Genomic DNA, 13,649 nt, shown 5'->3' on the forward strand with positions numbered 1-13,649 from the left:
CCTTGGACCCCTGGCGCGGCCCACCGCCCATCAAACGACACACCCCTGCCCTCGCGTTCACATAGGCAAGCAGACGGGTCTGCTCAAGATTGGGAACGAGAGTTTTCTCCGGAAAGTCCGACTCCCGAGTCCCCCCACGCTCTCGCCCAGGCTGGCGTCAGTCACCCCCGCGAACAGGGGCGGTCGCAGCGGCCGCACCCCTTTGCGCCAGTCCTCATGTCCGCTTCCCGATGAACGGCCCGCACCCTTTCGCGGTGGCGCGGGCCGCCCGTGCTTCCCAGAGGTGCCCCCTCGCCTCGTCGAGTGCAGACCATGAAGCCAGAACCCTCGCTGTCCGTCCGCAGTGCGCCGCACCCCAGCGCTCCGCTCCCGGGGAGTCTCGGAGCCTTCGGCCCCGGAGCCCGCATCCAGCACTACGAGCTCATCCGTCAGCTCGGCAGTGGAGGCATGGGCACCGTCTTCCTGGCGCGGGACACGCGCCTGGGCCGCCGGGTGGCCATCAAGCTGCTGCACACGAAGGACGCGCAGTTCACCCAGCGCTTCATCCTGGAGGCCCGCACCACCGCGCGGTGCGGCCACGAGAACATCGTCATCATCTACGAGGTGGGCGAGGCCCACGGCAGCCCGTACATGGTGCTGGAGTACCTGCAGGGGCAGCCGATGGACAAGCTGCTCAAGAGCAGCCCGCGCCTGCCGCCCTCGCGCGCCGTGGAGCTGATGTCCCCGGTGCTGCGGGCGCTGTCGTGCGCGCACGCGCACAAGATCGTCCACCGCGACTTGAAGCCGGAGAACATCATCGTGACGGACGCGGGCACCATCAAGGTGCTCGACTTCGGCATCGCGAAGGTGCTGCAGGGGGACGAGCGCGGCGCGGAGACGGACCCGCGCGTCCTGCTCGAGGGCCTGCGGCTGCTCCCCCCGCCGGGCCGCCTGGACGAGTCGTCCCACCTGACGCGCCAGGGGGCGCTCCTGGGGACGCTGGCGTACATGTCCCCGGAGCAGTGGGGCAACGGCGTGGGCGTGGACCACCGCACGGACATCTGGGCGGTGGGCATCATGTTGTTCCGGATGCTCGCGGGCAGACATCCGCTGGAGCCGCTGCGGGGCCCCCAGCTGATGGTGACGGCGATGATGGACGAGCCGATGCCCCAGCTGCGCGCGGTGCTGCCGGACATCCCGGGGGAGCTGGCGTCGGTGGTGGACCGCTGCCTGCTCAAGCACAAGGAGCAGCGCTTCCCGGATGCGCTCGCGGTGCTGCGCGCGTTGGAGCCGTTCCTGCCCGGCCGGTTCATCCCCGACGTCGGCGTGGACGAGAGTCCCTACGCGGGGCTCGGCTCGTTCCAGGAGGAGGACTCGGCGCGGTTCTTCGGGCGGACGCGGGAGACGGCGGCGCTGGTCAACCGGCTGCAGGACCGGCCGCTGCTCGCCGTCGTCGGGCCCTCGGGCGCGGGCAAGTCGTCCTTCGTGCGCGCGGGCCTGGTGCCGGTGCTCAAGCGCTCGGGCATCCCCTGGGAGTCGCTCATCATCCGCCCGGGCAGAGACCCGCTGGCCGCGCTGGCCAGCATGGTGGCGCCGCTCGTCACGTCGTCCCCCACGCTGGAGGAGGACCTGCGCAAGCAGCAGCAGATCTCCGCCCACCTGCGCCGGGAGCCGGGCTACGTGGGCGCCGTGCTGCGGGCCCGCGCGCGGCGGGAGCGTCGGCGCATCGTGCTCTTCATCGACCAGTTCGAGGAGCTCTACACGCTGGTGCCGGACGCGGCCGAGCGCCGCGCCTTCACCGCCTGCCTGTCGGGCATCGCGGACGACGCCACGTCGCCCATCCGCGTGGTGCTCTCGCTGCGCTCGGACTTCCTGGACCGGGTGTCGGAGGACGAGCGCTTCATGGCGGAGCTGTCGCCGGGGCTCTTCTTCCTCACGGCGCCGCAGCAGGACGGACTGCGGGATGCGCTCGTGCAGCCCGCGGAGATGGCCGGCTATCGGTTCGAGTCCCCGGCGATGGTCGAGCAGATGCTCCAGCACCTGGAGACGACGCCGGGCGCGCTGCCGCTGCTCCAGTTCGCGGCCACGCGACTGTGGGAGGCGAGGGACCCGGGCCGGAGGCTGCTGACGGAGAGCGCGTACCAGCGGATGCGGGGCATCTCGGGGGCGCTGGCGACGCATGCGGACAGCGTGCTGGCGGGGTTGTCGTCACAGGAGCGGGCGCTGGCCCGCGCGGTGTGCTTGCGGCTGGTCACCGCGGAGCGCACGCGCGCGATCGTGTCGATGGAGGAGCTGCGGGAGCTGACGCGGGACACCGACGCGCTCCAGCGGCTCATCGATGGGTGGGTGCAGGCGCGGCTGCTGGTCATCCAGACGGGAGGGAGCTCGGGCTCGTCGGTGGAGCTGGTGCACGAGTCGCTCATCGGGAGCTGGCCCACGCTGAAGCGATGGTTGGACGAGGGGCAGGAGGATGCGGCGTTCCTGGAGCAGTTGCGCGCGGCGGCTCGGCAGTGGCAGGCGAAGTCTCGGGACAGCGGGTTGCTGTGGCGGGGGGAGATGGCGGATGAGGCGCGGCGTTTCCAGCGTCGCTACCGGGGGGAGCTGCCGGAGTCGCAGCGGGCGTTCCTGGACGCGGTGGGGGCGCAGGCGACGCGGATGGCGCGGGTGAAGCGGGCGTTCATCGTGGGGGCGGTGGCGCTGGTGTCCATGCTGTTCGCGGCGGCGGCGGTGACGCTGGTGTTCATCCGGGAGGCGCAGCAGGAGGCCGAGCACCAGGCCCTCATCGCGCTGCGCGCGGAGGCGACGGCGCGCAACGCGGAGTTCTTGGCGAAGCGCTCGGAGGCGGACGCGCAGGCGCGGCTCGCCGAGGTGCGCGCCAAGGAGGAGGACCGGCAGGCGGCGCAGTCCCGCGCCGAGGAGGCCAGCGCGCAGGTCGAGGCGACCAACGAGACGCTGGTGCTGCGCAACTCCGAGCTGCTCACCGCGCTGAAGCGGGCGAAGTGGGCGCGCTTCCATGCGAACACGGCGATGCGGAAGGCCGAGCAGAGCGCGTTGATTGCGCGGCAGGCGCGCGCCGAGGCGGAGCGTCTGTTGCAGCGCGAGCAGGAGCGGACGCTGCGGATTCAGTCGACGCTCGGAAGCCCTTTCATCGAAACGCTGAAGTGAAGTGAGGCACGCCCATGTCGGTGATTCGAAGCGGGGGCCCGCGTGGACGCGGGCTGGCCGTGGTGGTGGTGGTGCTGTGGGGGATGTTGGCGCAGGCGCAGCGGCTGGAGGCGCCGCTGGAGGTCGGCGGGAATCGCCCCTGGGCGCAGGGGGTGCCTCGGGACGAGCAGCAGGCGGCGCAGGCGCTCTTCCTGGAGGGGAACGAGCGGCTGCGGGAGTCGGTCTTCGTCGAGGCCAGCCGGAGCTATCGGCGGGCGTTGCGACACTGGAACCATCCGGCGATTCATTACAACCTGGCGCTGGCGTTGATGAACCTGGACCAGCCCATCGAGGTGCACAAGCACCTGGAGTCGGCGCTGAGCCATGGGGCGGACCCGCTCGATTCGAGCCGGTATGAGCATGCGCGCTCGTACAAGGTGCTGCTCGAGAAGCAGCTGGCCTGGGTGGACGTGCGGTGTGACGAGCGGGGGGCCCTCGTCACGTTGAATGGCCAGCCGCTGTTCACGGGGCCTGGGAGGTATCAGGGACTCATCCGGCCCGGGATGCACAGCGTGATTGCCTTCAAGGACGGGTATCTGCCGACGGAGAAGCGCCAGGCCCTGATGCCCGGGGAGCGGACGAAGCTCGAGCTGGATTTGTATACGGAGGATGAGGTCATCCGGTACCGGCGCCGGTGGTCCGCGTGGGTGCCGTGGACCGTGCTCGGCGCGGGATTGGTGGCGGCGGGCGGGGGTGGGTGGATGCACTGGAAGGCGAATGATTCCTTCGGGAAGTTCGATGCGGAAGTCCCCCCAGAAGGAGGCCGTCTCTCGGGACGACTCGGCTCACTGCACCGCCAGGGAACATGGCTCCGAACGGGCTCGATTGGAGCCTACTCGCTGGGAGGCGCCGCGACGGTGACGGGGGCGGTCCTGCTCTATCTCAATCGGCAACGTGCATACCGACTCAATCCCGCGGAGATGGGGCCGTCCATCGTCATCGCGCCTGCATTTGGCACGGATTCGCAGAGCATCATCGGCACCGTCCAGTTCTAAGGAGCTCGCTCATGCACGCCATTCGGCTCAAGCCCTATTCCAATGTCATTCTCAGCCTGTTCCTTGCTTCCATGGGGATGGCCTGCATTGGCGCGGAGAGCACGACCTGCGACCACGGGCTCATCTGCCCAGCCGACCGGAAGTGCTCACTCCGAGGTGACGCCTGCATCCTCCGGACCTGCGGCAACGGAATCAATGATGCCCCAGAGGAATGCGACGACGGGAACGACGTCAATGGGGACGGGTGCAAGAGCGACTGCACGAAAGAGCTTTGCGGCGACCGCGTCACCCAATACGGCCTCGGCGAGAAATGTGACGATGGGAACACACAGTCCGGGGACGGATGCAGCGCGGACTGCAAGTCCGACGAGACGTGTGGAAACGGCATCGTCGATACCCCCAAGGAAGCATGTGATGACGGGAACCGAATCAGCGGGGATGGCTGCAGGGCGGACTGTTCAGCGGAGTTTTGTGGAGACGGCATCACCCAGACGCCCCTTGGGGAGAAATGCGACGATGGCAATACGCTATCCGGGGACGGCTGCAGCGCGACCTGCAAGTCCGATGAGACATGCGGGAACGGCATCGTTGACCCCACCGAGGTCTGCGACGACGGGAATACGGTGGGGGGCGACGGCTGCAGTGAAAACTGCCTCTCTCGCGAGAAGTGTGGTGATGGCGTCGTGAACCCGGAGCAGGGAGAGGTCTGCGACGACCACAACCGGACGGGAGGCGATGGGTGTAGCGCGGACTGTCGCTCGACTGAGCGTTGTGGCAACCACATCATCGACATGGACCTGGGTGAAGTGTGCGACGACGGCAATGTCATGAGTCGCGACGGCTGCAGTGCGAACTGCACCTCCACCGAGAGCTGCGGCAACAGCCTCCTCGACACCGAGGTCGGTGAGGTCTGCGACGATGGAAACGTCGTCGACGGAGATGGCTGCAGTTCCGACTGCCGCTCAGGGGAGTTCTGTGGAGATGGTGTCGTCAACAAGGCCCTGGGTGAGGTTTGTGACGACGGCAACAACCAAGATGGCGATGGTTGCAGCAGGGACTGCTCTTCCACGGAGAGCTGTGGCAACAACATCATCGACCAAACCATCGGCGAGGTCTGCGACGACGGCAACAATCGGGATGGGGACTCATGCAGCGCGAACTGTCGCTCCACGGAGATGTGTGGGAATGGCATCCGGGACCTCGCCGAGCAATGCGACGATGGCAATCCCTCCAACACGGACGGGTGCCTCTCCAACTGCATCATTGCGCGATGTGGCGACGGCTACGTCAATACGGCCACCCCCCCACTCGAAGCCTGCGACGACGGGAACGCGGACACCTGTGGCACTTGCAACAGCTCGTGCACGAAGGAGCAGCCTCCTACCTTCGCCAAGGGAGTCATCGCAGCGGGGGGCAAGGTGATTGACGGAGAAGTCATCGCCCTGACCGACGGGCGTGTGCTTCACTTCTTCGAGTTTGATACGGCCAACGACGATGTGTCTGCGTCGCACATCCGTGTGAATGTCGCTGGCAACGCCGACAAGCCACAGGAGATCGCGAGCATCCTCCTGACTTCCATCCAGTCCATGATCTCCGCGAGCGAGCCTGCACGCCTCCACCTCGCAGTGAAACATGTGCCGGAGACCAGCATCCTGGAGCTCACGGCCCAGAACGAAGGGAGCGCTGGCAACCAGCCCATTCTTTCATCGGTCAAGCACGCGGACTTCAAGGTCAGCGCCCTGAGGGGCGGCGTCGCATTCGACTGCCCTGTGGGCATGGGGTGCACCAAAGATGAGGACTGCCTCTCTGGAAACACCACACACAAGTGCTTGAAGGGCGACGACGAGCTCGTCGGGCAGTGTGGCCGACCTCCCTGAGGTCCATAACGGACAGTTGCACCCCGTCCCGGGGTCCGTATCCTCCGCCGCCATGGCCACCCACTTCGACCCCAGCGCAGCGGCGCAGCCGGGCTCCGGCGTCTTCGGACTCCCCCACTCTCCCGACGAGGCGCACGTCGTCCTCATCCCCGTGCCCTTCGAGGCCACCACCAGCTACGGCGGCGGCACCTCCGAGGGCCCCGCCGCCGTCCTCGACGCCAGCCGCCAGGTGGACCTGTTCGACGTGGAGACGGGCCGCCCCTACGAGCGCGGCATCGCCATGCTCCCCGAGTCCCAGGAGCTGCGCGACTGGAACACCCAAGCCAAGGAGCGCGCCCAGGTCGTCATCGAGGCCGGCGGCATCCACTCCGGTGAAGCCGAGCTCCTCGCCGCCGCCAAGGACGTCAACGCCCTCTGCGACCAGATGAACGAACTGGTCTATCGCACCACCAAGCACTGGCTCGACCAGGGCAAGCGCGTGGCCGCCGTCGGCGGAGACCACTCCATCTCCTTCGGCATCATCCGCGCCCACGCCGAGAAGTACCCCGGCCTCGGCGTGCTCCACCTGGACGCCCACGCCGACCTGCGCGTCGCGTACGAGGGCTTCACCTGGTCCCACGCCTCCATCATGTACAACGTCGCCGAGCGCATCCCCGGCGTGAAGACGCTCGTCCAGGTCGGCCTGCGCGACATGAGCCAGGAGGAGCACCGCTACATCGAGGACTCCAACGGCCGCGTCCACGGCTTCTTCGACGCCGCCCTCCAGAACAAGCGCTTCGACGGCGTGCCCTGGAACCGCCAGGTCGATGAGATGGTCGCCCTGCTCCCCCAGCAGGTCTACCTGTCCTTCGACATCGACGGCCTGGACCCCGTCCTGTGCCCCCACACCGGCACCCCCGTCCCCGGCGGCCTGTCCTTCCCCGAGGCCGTGGCCCTCATCTCCGGCGTCGTCCGCTCCGGACGCACCATCGTCGGCTTCGACCTGACCGAAGTGGCCCCCGACCCCGAGGGCAGCGAGTGGGACGGCAACGTCGGCGCCCGCCTGCTCTACAAGATGATTGGCTGGATGCTGAAGTCCCAGAAGGCCTGAGCCTCAGCTCACCCCGCCCTTCGGCAATCGCACGCCGAAGGGCACGCCTCGCACCACCGAGGACTCCACGCCCGGCGCGGCCCCCTGATGGCGCGACAGCTCCGTCGCCACCGAGGCCATCGACTCGAGCTGCGCGTGCAACACCTCCAGCGCCGCCGCGTCCACCGACGCCCCCGCCTCCAGCCGCCGCAACTGCCGCCGCGCCTCGTCCAGCGGCCCCTGCAGCGCCCGGGCCGCCCACGCCCCCAGCGGCAGACCCACGCTCACCGGCGGCCCCTTCGGCGCGTCCACCAGCGACTTGTGGATGAGCGCCTCGAAGTCGGTGATTTCGAACGGCTTGTGCAGGAACGCGTCCGCCTCCGGCGCGCCCTGCGGCAGCACCGCGCTCAGCAGGATGACGGGCACGCCGTGCAGGTCCGGGTCGCGCTTGAGCCGGCGGCAGAGCTCCACCCCGCTCAGGCGCGGCATCATGTGGTCCGTCACCACCAGATGTGGGCGGCGCGTCCGGGCCAGGGCCAGGGCCTCCTCGCCATCGCGGGCCTTCACCACATCGTGACCCAGGTCCTCGACCACCTGACTGAGGACCTCCAGCACCGCGGGCTCATCATCCGCGACCAGGACCAGACTCATGCTTCGGCTCCTCCGCACCAGCGTGGCCCCCAAGCCACACCGCCAGGACTTCGGCCTGCCCCTTGGATGAAGCGAGAATCCTCGGGGAACGGCCACCTCCCGGAGATGCAATCGTTCACGGACGTGCGGAGTGGTTTATGAAAGGCGACGCACCGCCTCCAGCGATTCGTGGGAATGACGCCGGCTTCCCGACAGTCCACCTGTCCTTCGCCGGACAATCCGCTGGAGGCCCACGGAGGGTGACATGAAGGGTGGAGTCATGAGGTGGGCAACCGTGCTGGTGGCGCTGCTCGCCACGGGGAGCGCGAGCGCGGACCTGGCCCGGCGGCGCGACGCCGTGGTGGAGGTCGTCCAGAAGGTCTCGCCGGCCGTCGTCTACATCGGCACCGAGCAGGAGGTGGAGGCGCGCTTCCGTCGCCGCTCCCCGCTGGAGGAGTTCTTCGGCGGCTTCGGGGGTGAGCGCGGCGAGCGCGGGCGGCAGAAGATTCAAGGCCTGGGCAGCGGCGTCATCATCGACCCGACGGGCATCATCGTCACCAACGACCACGTCATCCGCGGCGCGTCCACCATCCACGTGGTGCTCGCGGATGGGCGCTCGCTCGACGCGGAGGTCATCGGCAGCGACGCCGGCAATGATTTGGCCGTGCTGAAGGTGACGACGAAGGAGGCGCTGCCCATCGCGAAGCTGGGCATCAGCTCCGACCTGATGATTGGCGAGACGGTGGTCGCCATCGGCAGCCCGTTCGGCCTGAGCAAGACGGTGACGGCGGGCGTGGTGTCCGCCACGGGCCGCACCTTCCGCGCGGACAACCGCGTGTACAACGACTTCGTCCAGACGGACGCGGCCATCAACCCCGGCAACTCGGGCGGACCGCTGCTCAACGTGGACGGCGAAATCATCGGCATCAACACCGCCATCTTCGGCGGCGGAGCGCAGGGCATCGGCTTCGCCATCCCCGCCGACAAGGTCCGCCGCATCGTCGACGAGCTCACCCGCTTCGGGAAGCTGCGCCCGGCGTGGGTGGGGATGGATGCCGTGGACCTGACGCCGCGCGCGGCCCGGCAGCTCGGCTGGGACCGCTCCTACGGCGCGCTGGTGACGGCCGTGGAGGACGGCAGCCCCGCGGCCCAGGCCGGCGTGCGGCGCGGTGACATCGTCGCGGAGCTGGGCGGCTCGCGCATCCAGGACGCCGAGGACTTCGACACCCGCGTGCGCGGCTACCCCGCCCGCTCCGCCTTCGCGCTCGTCCTCTTCCGTGAAGGCGCCTCGCGCACCGTCCAGCTCACCCCCTCCGAGTTCCCCGCGCGCATGGTGGAGGCGCTCGCCTGGGACAGACTGGGACTCCGGGTGAAGGAGAACCGGGGGGTGCTGTCGCTGGCGGGCGTGAGGGGCGGCTCGGTGGCCGCGGAGGTGGGGCTGGAGCCCGGGGACATCATCCTCCGGGTGAACAACCAGCCGGTGACGACGGCGGACGCCTTCAAGGAGTCCCTGCTCACGGCGCGTCGGGGACGTAGCGTGCTGTTGCTCGTGAGACGGGGCCGTTACGGCTATCACATCACCCTGCCCTTCGAGCAGGACACGGGGCAGAGCCTGTAGGGCTGCCCTCCTGCCGAGCGTGGGTTCGGGTTCCTCGGATTTCGAAGGGCGCGCATCTCGCACTAGCATGCGTGCCCCATGAGCACCGTGCGCTACCTGTCCCTTGGACCCTTGCTCGCCGGGGCGGGCTCCCGAGCCTTCCTGGGGCTCGCCCTGGAAGATGGACTGCCTCCCCGCCCCGTCGTCCTCATCTGGGCGCCACAGGAGGTGGTCCAGAGCCCCGAGCTGACGGCGAAGCTGACGCGTGAGACGAGCCGCGCGCTCGTCTTCGAACACCCGAACATCCTCCGCGTCCACAGCCTCGCGGCCCAGGACGGGGGACTGGCCCGCGTCACCGAGTTCGCCGACGGCGAGCCCCTGCGCCGCGTGTTGGAGGCGAGCCCGCGGCTGCCTCCGCCCCTGGCCGCGCTGGTGGCGGCGGACGCGGCCACCGGCCTGCACTACGCGCACATGGCCGGCAACGACGACGGCACGCCGCTGGTGCACGGCGACGTGCGGCCCGAGACGCTGATGGTCTCGTTCAGCGGCCTGACCAAGGTGACGGGCTACGGCGCGCTGAGCGTGGCCCCGCGCGAGCGCGACGGCAAGCGCGTGAAGAACCGCCGTGCGTACAGCGCGCCCGAGCAGCTGCTGGGTGGACGCGAGGCGGTGAACGTCCAGTCGGACGTGTTCCTGTTGGGGCTCGTGCTGCACGAGTGCCTCTCCGGGAAGATGCCCTTCAAGGACAACGCGGACCCGGACAAGGCGACGCTCACGCGCACGCTGCCGACGATGTCGCAGGACGTGCCGCTGAAGCTGGACGCGGTGGTGCGCAAGGCGACGGCGAAGCGCGCGTATGACCGGTATGCCTCCGCGCACGCGTTCCGCGAGGCCATCGTCGAGGCCGTGGGCACGCTGCCCGCGCACACGCTGCTCGCGGACTACCTGGCCAAGCTCTTCCCGCCGGAGAACGAGGCCCGCGCGGCGAGGCGTCGTGTCATCGACGCGGGCATCGCGGACGTGCTCCAGAAGACGGGCGTCCCGCCCCCGGCCGTGGCCGAGTTCCTCGCCACCGGCGCCCTGCCCGCCTCCATCATCCCGAAGGTCTGGCCGGCGATGCAGGGGCAGCTGTCCATCCTCGCCGCCGTGTCGGGGGGAACCAGCGAGGTGCAGATCGCCGAGTCCTCCTCCGCGCCTGTGGTGACGGAGCCCGCCGCCGCTTCGACGAGCGCGTCCCAGGTCACGAGCATGACGCCAGCTCCGGCGAGCAGCGCTTCACCGGCCGCCCCCGAAGCCACGGCAAGCGCGCCCACGGGCAGCACGGCCTCCGACGCGACGACCGAGACGACGGGCAGCACGGCGGTGGCCGCGAAGACCTCCGAGCCCACGGGCAGCACGGCCGCGGCGACGAAGACCTCCGAGAGCACGGGTAGCGCTCCCGTCGTCGGAGCGACTCCGCACCAGCCGGCGGGGACCGCCGTCACGACGGGTCCGCAGGTCTCGGCGCCCCAGCCCGTGGCCGCCACGCCGGCGGGCCCCGTGCCGCCTCCGAGCCCAGCCGCGCCGAAGAAGTCTTCACGCGGCTGGCTCGCCATCGTGGGTGTTGGCTCCGCGCTGGCGCTCGCGGGCGCGGCGGTCATCGTCCAGCGGCTGCCCACGCAAGTGGAGGCCTCGCTGGAGGACGCCGGCCCCGCCACGGTGGCGCAGGCGGGCGTGGACGGCGACGCGGGGACGGATGCGGGAGCGGATGCAGGGGCCCAGGTCATCGCCATGGGCTATCTGGACCTCACCGTCGACCCGCGCGTGGACGTGTCCTATCCGGGCGGCTTCCTCGGCCGCACACCGCTGAGCGTGTCGCTGCCGGCGGGCAAGCACGTGTTCACGCTCACCAACGCGGTGCTCGGCATCCAGCTGTCGCGCACGTTCACCATCCCCGCCAATGGGCGCAACGCGCAGCAGCTCTACCTGAACAAGGCCTTCCTCAACGTGCGCGCGCCGAAGGACGCCATCGTCACCCTCGATGGACGGCTCATCGGCGCCGCGCCCGTCGAGGAGCAGGACGTCTACGAGGGCACGCACCAGCTCCTCGTCATCGCGAACGGCGCGCGCTGGCAGAAGACCTTCAAGGTCGAGCCCGGCCAGCGCATCTCGTTCGACGTCGACTTCGAGGCGCCGCCCGAGGAGTGATTCACCCGAGGTCCCCACCGAAGCCGAGCGCCGACAGCGCAGGCGAACGGTGAATCGGTGGGGGCATCGCGACGCGGGCGCGTCCCCGGCGGCGAACCACGCCGCTCACCACCGGCCGATGCGTGGCTCCAGCCTCAGCAACTCCATGATGCGATGGGTATCCACGGGGCGGGCCACGCAGTCGCTCGCGCCGGCGGCGAGGCACCGTCCCCGCTCCTCGTCGGTCAGCTGCGACGTGACGACGACGATGGGCAGCGCTCCGAAGCGCGCGTCCTTCCGCAGCGTCCTCAGGACGTCGTATCCCTCGTCCGTCATGGGCACCAGCAGCAGCACCCCATCCACCTCGGGCGAGTCCCACAGGACGCGCAGGGCCTCTCCCATGCTCTCCGCGTGGAAGCTCTCCAGGCCTCGCGACTCGAGGACGCTGATGAGTGAGAACACCTCGCGGATGTTGTCGTCCACCACGAGCACCCGGTGGCGCGTGGGCCGCTCCAACAAGGCCTCCTGACGCACCAGCGCCTCACGCGCGGAGAACACGACATCCCGCGGGTCCACGGGCTCCCTCCCAGCCACCGCCACCAGCGACTCCGCCTCCACCCGCACGTACGCGGGGATGTCCGCCGCCGACAACTCCATCGCATCCAGCTGCAGCGGCGAGCCGCCACCCGCCGCGACCACCGCGTCCCGCCCTCCGACCTCCGCGCCCACGTAGACGTCCGGCAGGTAGAGCGTGAACGTGCTGCCGCGCCCCAACTCACTGGCGACCTGCAGCTCTCCGCCCAGCAGGCGCGCCAGCTCTCGGCTGATGGACAGGCCCAGCCCCGTGCCGCCGTACTTGCGGCTCGTTCCCGCCTCCGCCTGCTGGAAGGCCTCGAAGATGCGCTGCAGCTTGTCCTGCGGGACGCCGATGCCGGTGTCCACCACGCTGAACGCCAGCACCTCCTCGGCGCGATTGAGCACGTCGCTCTCGAAGTGGAACATGCCCTTCGCCACCGGCGCGACGCGCAGCTCCACCCGCCCCAGGTCGGTGAACTTGAACGCGTTCGACAGCAGGTTTCGCAGCACCTGCCGCAACCGCATCGAGTCGGTCCGCAGGGAGCGCGGCAACCCTCCCGACAACACCACCCCGAAGCCCAACCGCTTCTGGTCCGCGACATGCTCGAAGTCGCGCTCGATGAGCGACTTCACCTCCGCCAGCGGGACCTCCTCCGCGACGACCTCCAGCTTCCCCGCCTCCACCTTCGACAAGTCCAGCAGGTCGTTGATGAGGTCCAGCAGGTCCACGCCCGAGGCGTGGATGGTCCGGGCGTACTCCGCCTCGCGGGGCCCCAGCCGATGGTCCGAGTCCTCCGAGAGCATCTTCGCCAGGATGAGCAGGCTGTTGAGCGGCGTGCGCAGCTCGTGGCTGATGTTCGCCAGGAACTCACTCTTGTGGCGCGACGCCACCGCGAGCTTCTCCGTGAAGCTCATGTTGTCCGTCAGGTCCTTCCACACACCCGAGGACCCGCCCCCTGCCTCCCCGCTCACGCCCTCCACGCCCACCTGCCGGGCCACCCGGTTCACCTCGCGCGCGAAGTCCGTGAGCCGCTCCACCATCGTGTTGACGATGGTCTTCAGCTCCAACGACTCGCCCCGGACATCCGCCTCCAGCGTCTGCGTCAGGTCTCCCCGCGCCACGGCGCCGCTGACGCGGATGAGGTCGCGCACCTGCACGGTGAAGCTGCTGGCGAGCACATTCACGCCGTCCACCAACTGCCGCCACGCACCCGAGGCATCCGGCACGTCGACCAGGCTCCCCAGCCGCCCCTCCACGCCGACCTCGCGGGAGACGCGAGTGACCTCGCGCGTGAGCAGGACGAAGCGCTCGGCCCCGGCGTTGAACGTCCGCGCGATGCGGTCCAACAACGGATGCGTCCCCGACACGGGCACGCGTCGCGAGAAGTCACCCTGATGGGCGGCCTCCATCGCGGCCAGGAGCGCGCGCAGCTGCGCCTCGTCGCTCCCCGTCTTGTGGTTGCCGTCGTCTTCCAAGCCTTGCTCCTGGCAGGCCGCACCCGTCATGACGACGCGGCGCGCGCCCTCTCACGACGCCATCTCGCGGCGACCCCGAA

At 69.6% G+C, this 13,649-nt stretch carries 8 protein-coding genes; 6 read left to right on the forward strand and 2 right to left on the reverse strand.

Features of this window, described 5'->3' with window-relative positions; translation table 11 throughout:
• The first annotated feature begins 312 nt into the window (after positions 1–312).
• From LXT21_RS39290 to speB, 4 genes are read left to right on the forward strand one after another with little or no spacing between them, the layout of a single operon-like run.
• A complete protein-coding gene (locus LXT21_RS39290; protein WP_254043376.1) occupies positions 313–3,144 on the forward strand; it encodes a serine/threonine protein kinase in 2,832 nt (943 codons plus the stop codon).
• A 14-nt stretch (positions 3,145–3,158) separates the two neighbouring features.
• Entirely contained in the window at positions 3,159–4,178 is a 1,020-nt protein-coding gene (locus tag LXT21_RS39295) for a tetratricopeptide repeat protein (protein ID WP_254043377.1), read from the forward strand.
• 11 nt (positions 4,179–4,189) lie between these two features.
• The gene (locus tag LXT21_RS39300; RefSeq protein WP_254043378.1) at positions 4,190–6,055 is read left to right on the forward strand and encodes a DUF4215 domain-containing protein; all 1,866 of its coding nucleotides are present in this window, start codon (positions 4,190–4,192) and stop codon (positions 6,053–6,055) included.
• Positions 6,056–6,107: 52 nt separating this feature from the next.
• Positions 6,108–7,145 carry an agmatinase gene (speB, locus tag LXT21_RS39305; RefSeq protein ID WP_254043379.1) on the forward strand — a complete coding sequence of 346 codons (1,038 nt, stop codon included), beginning with the start codon at positions 6,108–6,110 and terminating at the stop codon, positions 7,143–7,145.
• 3 nt (positions 7,146–7,148) lie between these two features.
• Here the strand turns inward: speB and LXT21_RS39310 are convergent, their stop codons facing one another.
• Positions 7,149–7,775: a response regulator gene (locus LXT21_RS39310; RefSeq protein WP_254043380.1), complete on the reverse strand. Its 627-nt coding sequence runs from the start codon at positions 7,773–7,775 to the stop codon at positions 7,149–7,151.
• A 244-nt stretch (positions 7,776–8,019) separates the two neighbouring features.
• Here LXT21_RS39310 and LXT21_RS39315 point away from each other — a divergent pair, with 244 nt between their 5' ends.
• Together LXT21_RS39315 and LXT21_RS39320 are read left to right on the forward strand one after the other, a co-directional pair.
• A complete protein-coding gene (locus LXT21_RS39315; protein ID WP_254043381.1) occupies positions 8,020–9,372 on the forward strand; it encodes a trypsin-like peptidase domain-containing protein in 1,353 nt (450 codons plus the stop codon).
• A 78-nt stretch (positions 9,373–9,450) separates the two neighbouring features.
• Positions 9,451–11,538, forward strand: a complete 2,088-nt coding sequence (locus tag LXT21_RS39320; RefSeq protein WP_254043382.1) for a protein kinase domain-containing protein — start codon at positions 9,451–9,453, stop codon at positions 11,536–11,538.
• Between the two features lie 105 nt (positions 11,539–11,643).
• Here the strand turns inward: LXT21_RS39320 and LXT21_RS39325 are convergent, their stop codons facing one another.
• Entirely contained in the window at positions 11,644–13,569 is a 1,926-nt protein-coding gene (locus LXT21_RS39325) for an ATP-binding response regulator (protein ID WP_254043383.1), read from the reverse strand.
• Positions 13,570–13,649 lie beyond the last annotated feature (80 nt).

The sequence above is a fragment of the Myxococcus guangdongensis genome (genome assembly GCF_024198255.1).
Taxonomy (GTDB): Bacteria; Myxococcota; Myxococcia; order Myxococcales; family Myxococcaceae; genus Myxococcus; species Myxococcus guangdongensis.

Bases quoted from the DNA above. Each gene is read 5' to 3' on its own strand.
- LXT21_RS39290 (WP_254043376.1), top strand. From the start codon at position 313: ATGAAGCCAGAACCCTCGCTGTCCGTCCGCAGTGCGCCGCACCCCAGC.
- LXT21_RS39295 (WP_254043377.1), top strand. From the start codon at position 3,159: ATGTCGGTGATTCGAAGCGGGGGCCCGCGTGGACGCGGGCTGGCCGTG.
- LXT21_RS39300 (WP_254043378.1), top strand. From the start codon at position 4,190: ATGCACGCCATTCGGCTCAAGCCCTATTCCAATGTCATTCTCAGCCTG.
- speB (WP_254043379.1), top strand. From the start codon at position 6,108: ATGGCCACCCACTTCGACCCCAGCGCAGCGGCGCAGCCGGGCTCCGGC.
- LXT21_RS39310 (WP_254043380.1), bottom strand. From the start codon at position 7,775: ATGAGTCTGGTCCTGGTCGCGGATGATGAGCCCGCGGTGCTGGAGGTC.
- LXT21_RS39315 (WP_254043381.1), top strand. From the start codon at position 8,020: ATGAAGGGTGGAGTCATGAGGTGGGCAACCGTGCTGGTGGCGCTGCTC.
- LXT21_RS39320 (WP_254043382.1), top strand. From the start codon at position 9,451: ATGAGCACCGTGCGCTACCTGTCCCTTGGACCCTTGCTCGCCGGGGCG.